Below are 9,531 nucleotides of genomic sequence, written 5' to 3'. Positions count from 1 at the left end.
GGATGATCACCTGTCGCTGAGGGGCAAGCGGCGGATTCGTGGTCAGGATCGGCCGAACTTCTGGTCGATGAAGTCGAAGAGTTCGTCGTCGGAGGCGTCGTCGATGGCCTGGCTGACGTCGGCCGGCCGGTCGGTGGCGTCGCTCCACCGGGTGACCAGCGCCCGGAGGCGGACCGCGACGGCGGTGCGCGTCTCGTCGTCGCCGGCCAGTCGTGCCAGCTCGTCGGGCCCGGTCGCGCCGAACGCGGCCTCCAGCCGGTCCAGCTCGGCCAGCAGGCTCGGCGCGGGCGCGGGCGGCGCGACGTCGGCCAGCAGGAAGTCGGCCAGCGCGGCGGGCGTGGGGCAGTCGAAGATCAGGCTCGCGGGCAGGCGGATCCCGGTGGCGGCGGTGAGCCGGTTGCGCAGTTCCACCGCGGTGAGCGAGTCGAAGCCGAGACCGGTGAACGTCTGCGCGGACGGGACGACGGTCGCCGGCGGGTAGCCGAGCACCTCGACGACCTGCGCCTTGATCAGTTCCTCCACCAGCCGGCCGCGCTCGGCCTCCGGCGTGCCGGCGAGGCGCTGCGCGAAGGACGGCCCGCCGTCGCGGGCGCCGTCGGCGACGCGCCGCCGGGCCCGGACCAGGCCGCGCAGCGGGGCCGGGAGCTGGCCGGTGTCGGACTGACGGCGCAGCGCGGCGAGGTCGAGCAGCGCCGGCACGAGGTGGGGGCGGCCGCCGCGCAGGGCGGCGTCGAACAGGCGCAGCCCGTGGTCGGTGTCGAGCGGGCTGAGGCCGTTGCGGCTCATCCGTTGCCGCTGGGCGGCGTCGAGGGTGCCCGTCATCCCGCTGTCGGCGGCCCAGAGGCCCCAGGCCAGGGAGGTGGCGGCGAGGCCGGCGGCGCGCCGGTGGTGGGCCAGGCCGTCGAGGAACGCGTTCGCGGCGGCGTAGTTGCCCTGCCCGGGGCCGCCGAGGACGCCGGCGACCGACGAGAAGAGGACGAACATCGACAGGTTGCGGCCCCGGGTCAGCTCGTGCAGGTGCCACGCGGCGTCGGCCTTGGCGGACAGCACGGCCGACATCCGCTCCGGCGTCAGCGCCGAGACCACCGCGTCGTCGAGGACGCCGGCGGCGTGGACCACCCCGGTGAGCGGGTGCTCGGCGGGGACGTCGGCCAGCAGGGCGGCGACGGTGTCCCGGTCGGCGATGTCACCGGCCACCAGCCGAGCCTGCGCGCCGAGCGCGGTGAGCCCGGCCAGCAGCTCGGCCGAGCCGGGGGCGTCGGACCCCCGACGGCTGACCAGCAGCAGGTGACGCACCTTGTGCGCGGTGACCAGGTGTCGGGCCAGCAGGCCGCCGAGGGCGCCGGTGGCGCCGGTGACCAGTACCGTCCCGTCGGGGTCGGGTTCGACGCCCAGCGCGGGGTCGAGGGCGGCGGGCGCGAGGCGGGGCGCCAGGATCCGGTCGCCCCGGACGGCGAGCTGGGGTTCGCCGGTGGCGACCGCGCGAGCCACCAGGTCCACCGTGCCGGGCTCCGGACGCCGCCCTTCGTCGAGGTCGACGAGCACGAAGCGGTCGGGGTGCTCCGCCTGGGCCGACCGCAGCAGTCCCCAGACCGCGGCGCCGGGCAGGTCGGTCGCCCGGTCGGTGTCGCCGGCGGGCACAGCCCCCCGGGTCAGCACGACCAGCCGCCGGTCCGCCAGCCGCCCGTCGGCGAGCCAACCCTGGACGGCCGTCAGCACGGCGGCGAGCCGGGCGCGCGTCGCGGCGGGGACGGGGTCGCGCTCCTCGTCGGCGTACGCGGCGAGCAGCACCAGCTCCTGGTCGAGCAGGCCGACGTCGACCGCCTCGGCCAGCTCGGTGAGCCCGTAGCGGGGGAGCCCGGACAGGTCGGACGGGGCGTCGCCGAGGAGCACGGCGCGGCCGGTCGCCGGGGCGCCCGACGGCACGGTCTGCCAGCCGACGTCGTACAGGGAGCCGACGCCCGTGCCGGTGCCGCGTACCTGCTCGGCGGTGACCGGGCGGGAGACCAGCGAGCCGATCCGGGCGACGGGGGCGCCGGCCGGGTCGGCCAGGGTCAGGGTGACGCCGCCGCCGCTGCGCCGGGCGCGCACGCGCAGCGCGGTCGCGCCGACCGCCGCGAGGGTGACGCCGGTCCAGGCGAAGGGCAGGCGTACGGCGGACGCCTCCGCGTCGGAGTCGAGCAGGCCGACGACGTGCAGCGCCGCATCGAGCAGGGCGGGGTGGATGCCGAACCCGGTGATGTCGGTGTCGTCGGGCACCGCCACCTCGGCGCAGACCTCGTCGTCGGCGCGCCAGACGGCGCGCAGACCACGGAAGAGCGGGCCGTACTCGACGCCGAGGCGGGACAGTTCGGTGTAGATCCCGTCGACCGCGACGCCGTGGGCTGCGGTGGGCGGCCAGGGCGACGGATCGGGCCAGGGCTGCGGTGCGGCCGGGGCGAGGACGCCCACCGCGTGGCGGTCCCACTCGGCGTCCGGGTCGGCGGCGGACCGGGAGTGGATGGTGACGGGCCGGCGACCCTCCTCGTCCGCCGTGCCCAGTTTCACCTGTACCACCCGGGTGTCCTGCTCGGCGAGCGTCAGCGGCGCCTGGAGGGTCAGTTCGTCGAGGGTGTCGCAGCCGACCTGCGCGCCCGCGTGCAGGACCATCTCGACCAGGGCGGCGCCGGGCACCACCACCGAGTCCCAGACGACGTGTTCGGCAATCCACGGATGGGTACGCGTGGAGAGTTCGGCACCGAAGATCCGCACGTCGTCGTCGGCCACGCGTACGGCGGCGCCGAGCAGCGCGTGGTCGACGGGGCGGACGCCGAGGCCGGGTGCCCCCGCGCCGGCGGTCGTGGTGGCGTTGAGCCAGTAGCGCTGGTGGTCGAAGGCGTACGTGGGCAGGTCGATGGTGCGGGGGCGTGCCCCGGCTGCCCGCTCGGGGCCGGCCCCGTCGAGGGCGGTGAGGTAGCCGGCCCAGTCGACGTGGCCGCCGGTGACGTACCGCTCGGCGAGGGCGGTGCGCAGGGTGTCGGCCTCGGGGTGGCCGGCGCGCAGCGTGGCGGTGAACCGGACGTCGCCGGTCTCCTCGACGCAGTCCTGCGCCATCGCGGTCAGCACGGCGTCGGGGCCCACCTCCAGGAACTGCGTCACGTCCTGCTGGTGGAGGGTCCGCACCGCGTCGGCGAACCGCACCGGCTGACGTACGTGCCGCACCCAGTAGCCCGGGTCGGTGACCTCGGCGGCGTCGGCCACCGCGCCGGTCACGTTCGACACGATCGGCACCTTCGGCGGCTGCCAGTCCAGCCCCGCCACCACCGCCCGGAACTCGTCCAGCATCGGATCCATCAGGCGCGAATGGAACGCATGACTGACCGACAACTCCTTGACCCGCCACCCCCGCCCACGACAGGTTGCCACCACCGACGCCACCTCACCGGCAGCCCCCGACACCACCACCGACGCCGGACCGTTCACCGCCGCCACATCCACCGCAGCACCGGTCACACCGACCAGCTCGGCGACAGCCTCCTCCGACGCACCGACCGCCGCCATCACCCCACCAGCCGGCAACGCCTGCATCAACCGACCCCGCGCCGCCACCAGAACACACGCGTCCGACAGCGACAACATCCCCGCCACATACGCCGCCGTCACCTCACCGATCGAATGACCCGCCAGGAAATCCGCCCGCACACCCCACGAAGCAAGTAGCTCCCACAACGCCACCTCCACCGCGAACAACCCCGCCTGCGCGAACACCGTCTGATCCACCAGACCAGCGTCGGACGTGCCCGGCTCGGCGAACACCACCTCACGCAACGGACGCGGCAACAGCGGATCAATCTCCCGACACACCGCGTCGAACGACGACGCGAACACCGGGAACGCCCCGTACAACTCCCGACCCATACCCACACGCTGCGAACCCTGACCCGTGAACAACACCGCCCGACGACCCGCCGACACCACACCCGACACCACCGACGACCGACCCTCGGCGACAGCCGACAAACCCGCGACCAACTCGTCGACGTCCGAGCCCCACACCACCGCACGGTGCTCCAACGCCGCCCGCGACACCACCAACGACCACGACACATCCACCACACCAAGACCAGACCGGCCCCGCACGAACGACGCCAACCGCGCCGCCTGACCCACCAGACCCCGCTCCGAACGCGCCGACACCACCCACGGCACCGGCACGCCCACCGCTGGCGCCGCGACGGTCTCCGACTCCGCGTCCGCCGACCCGGTCCAACCGGTTCCGCCGCCCACCGCCGGCACCGACTCCACCAGCGCCGCACCCAGCGGGGCCGCGGGCTCCGCAGCCACCACCTCGCCCGCAGTCGGCGCCGCAAGACCCGGCTCCGGCTGCTCGATGATCACGTGCGCGTTGGTGCCGGAGATGCCGAACGACGACACACCCGCCCGACGCGGACGCCCCACCGCCGGCCAGTCCCGCGTCTCGGTCACCAACTCGACCGCACCGGACGCCCAGTCCACGTGCGACGACGGCGCGTCGACGTGCAGGGTCGCCGGCACCACCCCGTGCCGCATCGCCAGGACCATCTTGATCACGCCGGCCACCCCGGCAGCCGCCTGCGTGTGACCGATGTTCGACTTCACCGAACCCAACAACAACGGCTCGTGGCCGTCCCGACCCTGCCCGTACGTCGCGAGCAACGCCTGCGCCTCGATCGGATCGCCAAGGGTGGTGCCCGTACCGTGCGCCTCCACCACGTCCACGTCGGCGGCCGACAACCCCGCCGACGCGAGCGCCTGCCGGATCACCCGCTGCTGCGACGGGCCGTTCGGCGCCGTCAACCCGTTCGACGCGCCATCGGAGTTCACCGCCGTGGCCCGGACCACCGCCAGGACCCGCCGACCGTCCCGCCGCGCATCCGACAGCCGCTGCACCAGCAGCACGCCCACGCCCTCGGCGAGCGCGGTGCCGTCCGCCGCGTCGGCGAACGCCCGGCACCGGGCCACGGGAGAGAGGTTGCCCTGCCGGGTGAAGTCGACGAAGACCGCCGGGGTCGGCATCACCGTCACGCCGCCCGCGAGGGCCAGGTCGCACTCGCCTGACCGCAGCGCCTGCACGGCCAGGTGCAGCGCCACCAGCGACGACGAACACGCGGTGTCCACCGTCACCGCCGGCCCCTCGAAGCCGAACGAGTACGCCACCCGGCCGGAGGCGATGCTGCCGGCGTTGCCGAGGCCCAGGTAGTCCTCCACGCCCGCCGGCGGGGTCTCGGGCGGGTGGGCGTACCCGCTGTGGGTCATGCCGGCGAAGACGCCGACGCGGGCGCCCTTCAGGCTGGTCGGGTCGATGCCGGCGGACTCGACGGCCTCCCAGGAGGTCTCCAGCAGCAGCCGCTGCTGGGGGTCCATGGCGAGGGCCTCACGCGGCGACACCCCGAACAGCCGGGGGTCGAAGTCGGCGGCGTCGGGCAGGAAGCCGCCCTCCCGCACCGACGAGGTGCCCGGCCGGGACCGCTCCGGGTCGTAGAGCGCGTCCAGGTCCCAGCCGCGGTCGGTGGGGAAGGAGGCGATGGCGTCCCCGCCGGCGGCGACGAGGTCCCACAGCTCCTCGGCCGTCCGCACGCCGCCGGGGAACCGGCAGCCGGTGCCGACGATCGCGATCGGCTGCTGCGCGTCGGCCTCGACGTCGCGGAGCCGTTGCCGGGTCCGCCGCAGGTCGGCGGTGACTCTCTTCAGGTACTCCCGGAGCTTGTCTTCGGTGTCCATCAACCCAGCCCATCGCGATGCACGGCGGAGACTCGACGTAAGCGACGGTACGAATGCGCAGAAGTCTCAGGCGACACCTGTATCTGTCGTTCGGCTCGCTCGGCCGAGAGCCACGAGGATCCCCATCTGCGGGGAGAAGTTATTGGGTGTGCGCGAGGGCGGACAACCCCTAACCGGGCGTCCGGCCAGCTAGGGGTGTCCCGGTGCCGACCAGTCGCACTAGCGTCGCCTCGACCGGGTGCGCGTACGGCCCGGTCGGGAACTCCAGCCGCCGGGAAGGACCGCCGAGGATGACCACGCCAGATACCGACAACGGCCTGTGGGTGCGACGTTTCCACCCGGCGCCGGGCGGCGCCAGGCGGTTGGTGTGCCTGCCCCACGCCGGCGGGTCGGCCAGCTTCTACTTTCCCGTCTCCCGCAGCCTCTCCCCCGCCGTGGAGGTGCTGGCGATCCAGTACCCGGGCCGGCAGGACCGGCGCCACGAGCCGTGCGTCGGCGACATCCACCAGCTCGCGCGGGAGGTGTTCACGGTGCTGCGGCCGTGGCTGGACGAGCCGGTGGCCGTCTTCGGGCACAGCATGGGCGCCAGCGTCGGCTTCGAGCTGGCCCGGCTGATCGAGCAGGACGGCGGCGCCGCGGCACACCTGTTCGCCTCCGGTCGCCGGGCGCCGTCGCAGGCCCGGCACGAGACCGTGCACCTGCTCGACGACGAGGGCCTGCTGGCCGACGTACGGAAGCTGAGCGGCACCAACCCTGCCGTCCTCGGCGACCAGGAGATGCTGCGGGCGGCGCTGCCGGCGATCCGCAGCGACTACCGGGCCGCGGAGACCTACACCTACCGGCCGGGTCCGCCGCTGAGCTGCCCGATCACGGTCTTCACGGGCGACAGCGACCCGAAGACGACGGTCGAGGAGGCCCGCTCCTGGTCGACCCACACCACCGGCCCGTTCGACCTGAAGGTCTATCCGGGCGGGCACTTCTTCCTGGCCGAGCACCAGGCGGCCGTCCTGCGCGCCATCTCGACGGCCCTGACGGCGGCGCCGGCCGTCTGATCCACCCCGCCCGGCGGGCCGCCGCAGGCCGCCGACCGGCCGTGGCCCACGACGGCCGAAGGCCCGGCCACCGGCGTCGCCGCGCCGGTCGTCCCGGTAGGTGGAAGGCCCGGCCAGCGGCGTCGCCGCGCCGGTCGTCCCGTGCCCGACGGTCGAGGGGCCCGTCCACCGGTGTCGCCACCGGTCGGCGGGCCCCTCGGCCGCGTACGGCGTCACCGCTTGTGGCCCACCGCGATCACGTAGTCGAGCTGCGCCAGCTCGCGCTTCATCAGGTCCTGGTTCTTCCAGTGCGCGGCCATGCTCTTGCGCACGGCGGGCTTGACGACGGCGCGGAACTCGGGATCGTTGGTCCGGTCGGCCATGTACGCCCGCCAGCCCTCCCAGGTCCGGTCCTTGATCGAGTGCACCTCCGGGTTGGCGAAGCCGGCCTCGACCAGCTCCTGCCGGTAGGTGTCCCGGTCGTGCCAGTTCTCCTTGGGGATGCTGAACTTGACGAAGCTCAGCGGCCCCGACTGGATGGCGGCCCGGACGACGTTGCCGCTGACCGGGATGATGTCGGCCGTGGCCAGCACGCCGCCCGGGCGGAGCACCCGCAGCGCCTCGGCGAAGAACGCGCTGCGCGGATAGAAGTGGAACGCGGACTCCAGCGCCACGACCCGGTCGAAGGTGTCGTCCTCGAAGGGCAGTTCGGTGGCGCTGCCGAGGCGGAAGTCGGTGCGGTCGGCCAGCCCCTCCTCCTGGGCCCGGCGCTGGGCGGCCTCGACGTGGTGCGGGGTGATGTTGAGGCCGTACACCTTGGCGATCCGGCGCTCGCGCAGCCACTTGAAGTCCTGGTCGGCGTAGCCGAAGCCGACGTCGAGGACGGTGTCGTCGGGCTTGAGCCCGGCGGCGTCGGCGAGCTTGTCGGCCAGCGCCTCGGCCGCCGTGTCGAGGTCGGTGACCCCGTCGGTCCAGTAGCCGACGTTCATGTAGTGGGTGCGGCGCGCCGCGAACTCCACGTCGGGCGACTGGATCTCGTAGAAGCGCCGGACCCGGGTGATGGGGTCGGCGGTGAAGACCGTGCGGATCGCCCGGCCGGCGATCTTCAGGTTCTCGAACATGCGGGTGTTCCTTCCGGTGGGGGTGGGATGCCGGTCAGCCGCGCCGTACCTGCCGGCGCAGGTCCTCGACGAGCGCGGGCACACCGGCCGGGTCGGCGGCCGTGCCGAAGACGTAGAAGTCGGGCCGGACGAGCACCGCCACGGCGTCGTACCGCTTGAGCAGGGGCAGGTACACGTCGTCGAGGTCGTACGCGGTCGGCGCGGCGCCGGGCCCGGGGGCGGGCGCGCCGGCGGGAACGACCCGGACGACCCGGGTGCCGAGCGAGGCCAGGAACTCCCGGGCGTCCGCGTCGAGCAGGCCGTCGAGGTCCTCGGCGCAGAGCAGGACGAAGCCGGTGCCGACGACCTCGTCGAAGCGCCCGGCACGGTCGTCGACCTCGACGCGCCCCTGCGGCATCGGCGCGCCGGCGCCGGTCTCGCCGGCCCGGTCGTGCAGGAGCCCGCCGGCCAGCGGCTCCAGCAGGGAACGGGTGCGCGGCCGGGCGGTGCGCCGGCGCAGCTCGGCGAGCATGGCGGCGTCGCGGCCGGCCGCGGCGGCGCGGTCGGTCTCGCAGATCACCGTGCCGGAGTCCATGGACATCCGGATGGCGTGCTGCACGTGCGCGCAGCGCTCCTCCTGGTAGGTGTCGAGCAGGGCGTCGTCGGCGAGGCCGCGGTGCACCAGGTCGAGCTTCCAGGCGAGGTTGAGGGCGTCGCGGAAGCCGGAGCTCATCCCCTGCCCCATGAACGGCGGCATCACGTGCGCCGCGTCGCCGGCGATCAGGATCCGCCCGGAGCGCCAGCGGTCGGCCGAGCAGGCCTGGGTGGTGTAGACGCCGTACCGCTCCAGGGTCGCGTTGTCGGGGGTGATGTCGAAGAGGCCGAGCAGCCGCCACACGCTCTCGACGCTCTCGAACTCCGCCCGGTTCTCCCCCGGCACCCGCATGAACTCCCACCGCCGGTGCCCCGGCCCGGCCGACACGGCGGTGCGGGGCCGGGCCGGGTCGCAGACCTGGAGGTTGTTCGGCTTGAACTCGCGGGCCTCGTGCGGCACCACGTCGCAGACCAGCCAGTCGTACGTGAAGTCGAGGTCGGTGACGCCGCCGCCCAGGTGCTCGCGGACGAAGCTGTTGGCCCCGTCGCAGCCGACGACCCAGCGGGCGGCGCGCACCTCCTCGCCGTCCGGGCCGGCGACGGTGACCTCGACCCGGTCGTCGTGCTCGGCCAGGCCGGTCACCTGGTACGGGCGCAGCACCGTGACGCCCGGCAGTTCCGCGCCCCGCTCGGCGAGCAGCGCCTCGAGGCCGGGCTGGTAGAAGGAGACCGAGTCGGGCCAGCCCATCGGCCCGTCGCCGGTGACCTTGACGTGCAGCAGGGTCCGCCCGAAGCCGTTCTTGAAGGTGTACTCCCCGGACGACTCCACCACGGGGCCGAGCCGGTCGGCGACCCCGGCGGCGGCCAGGATGCGGCTCGCCTCACCGTCGTACGACACGGCGCGGGGGAAGTTGTACGGGGTGGCCCACCGCTCGACGGCGGTGACGGTGAGACCGCGCTGCGCCAGCAGGATCGTGAGCATCTCACCGACCGGGCCGTAGCCCACGATCAGCACGTCGGTCATCGGCATCGCCATCGCATTCCTCGCGGGTCGGTCGGGCAGGGTG

Annotated in this window: 4 protein-coding genes; 1 reads left to right on the top strand and 3 read right to left on the bottom strand. The window is 74.2% G+C overall.

All coding sequences use genetic code 11. From position 1 onward, the window contains the following. Positions 1-42 precede the first annotated feature (42 nt). A complete protein-coding gene (locus tag GA0070606_RS29175) occupies positions 43-5,742 on the bottom strand; it encodes a type I polyketide synthase (protein ID WP_091106412.1) in 5,700 nt (1,899 codons plus the stop codon). Between the two features lie 287 nt (positions 5,743-6,029). Between GA0070606_RS29175 and GA0070606_RS29170 the strand changes: the two genes are divergently transcribed. Beyond that, positions 6,030-6,791 carry a thioesterase II family protein gene (locus GA0070606_RS29170; protein WP_091106411.1) on the top strand — a complete coding sequence of 254 codons (762 nt, stop codon included), beginning with the start codon at positions 6,030-6,032 and terminating at the stop codon, positions 6,789-6,791. A gap of 212 nt (positions 6,792-7,003) precedes the next feature. On the opposite strand, the gene GA0070606_RS29165 is transcribed toward GA0070606_RS29170, so the two are convergent. Beyond that, the gene (locus tag GA0070606_RS29165; RefSeq protein ID WP_091106410.1) at positions 7,004-7,891 is read right to left on the bottom strand and encodes a class I SAM-dependent methyltransferase; all 888 of its coding nucleotides are present in this window, start codon (positions 7,889-7,891) and stop codon (positions 7,004-7,006) included. 34 nt (positions 7,892-7,925) lie between these two features. After that, positions 7,926-9,500 (bottom strand): bifunctional 3-(3-hydroxy-phenyl)propionate/3-hydroxycinnamic acid hydroxylase MhpA, encoded by a 1,575-nt coding sequence (mhpA, locus tag GA0070606_RS29160; protein ID WP_245724861.1) that lies wholly within the window; start codon positions 9,498-9,500, stop codon positions 7,926-7,928. Positions 9,501-9,531: the final 31 nt, after the last annotated feature.

It is taken from the genome of Micromonospora citrea, from assembly GCF_900090315.1.
Lineage (GTDB): Bacteria > Actinomycetota > Actinomycetes > Mycobacteriales > Micromonosporaceae > Micromonospora > Micromonospora citrea.
This window is presented reverse-complemented; position numbering and strand designations above follow the sequence as displayed.